The sequence below is a fragment of the Bradyrhizobium sp. SHOUNA76 genome (assembly GCF_023006445.1).
Taxonomy (GTDB): domain Bacteria; phylum Pseudomonadota; class Alphaproteobacteria; order Rhizobiales; family Xanthobacteraceae; genus Bradyrhizobium.
In genome coordinates, this window is the sequence record NZ_JALBHA010001006.1 from 1 (window position 1) to 844 (window position 844).

An 844-nucleotide genomic window follows, 5' to 3' on the forward strand; every position below is an offset into this window, starting at 1 on the left:
GGCCAAGGCGGCGCGTACCGACGGCAAGCGCATCGGCGCGATCGCCGGCGATCTGGCCGGCGTCGAAGAGATGTTCGCGCTGAAGGATCTGCTCGCGAAGTACGGCTCGGCGAATCTGGCGGTGCAGGGCGGCGATGCCTTCGACCCCGCGCTCGGCCGCGGCTCCTACATCTTTAACCCGACGCTGGCAGGCGTGGAGCAGGCGGATGCGCTGCTCATCATCGGCGCCAATCCGCGGAAAGAGGCGGCCGTATTCAACGCCCGAATCCGCAAGCGCTGGCGCGCCGGCGGCTTCAAGATCGGCGTGATCGGCGCCAAGGTCGATCTGACCTACGATTACGATCACCTCGGCGCGGGCACCGAGACCCTCAGTGAGCTCGCGGCCGGCAGGCACTCCTTCATGGACGTGCTGAAGAACGCCAAGAATCCCATCATCCTGGTCGGCGGAGGCGCGGCCTCGCGCCACGACGGCGCGGCTATTCTCGCGGCCGCTGCGAAGCTGGCGCTCGATGTCGGCGCACTCAAGGATGGCTGGAACGGCTTTGGCGTGCTGCATGAGACCGCCTCGCGCGTCGGTGCGCTCGATATCGGCTTCTCCGCAACCGGTGGCGGGCTCAACGCCGCGCAGATGACGACGTTCGGCACACTCGACCTGCTGTTCCTGCTCGGCGCCGACGAGATCAACGCGCCTGACGGCACCTTCGTCGTTTACATCGGCACCCATGGCGACCGCGGCGCGCACCGCGCCGACGTCATCCTGCCGGCGGCGGCTTACACCGAGAAGTCCGCGATTTACGTCAACACCGAAGGCCGCGTGCAGATGACGGGCCGCGCCGCGTTTCCG

Annotated in this window: 1 protein-coding gene; it reads left to right on the top strand. The window is 67.8% G+C overall.

Going from position 1 to position 844, the window contains the following annotated elements; all coding sequences use genetic code 11:
• Positions 1 to 844, top strand: an 844-nt coding sequence (locus MOV74_RS39310; protein WP_246933006.1) for a molybdopterin-dependent oxidoreductase, incomplete at both ends; no start/stop codon positions are given.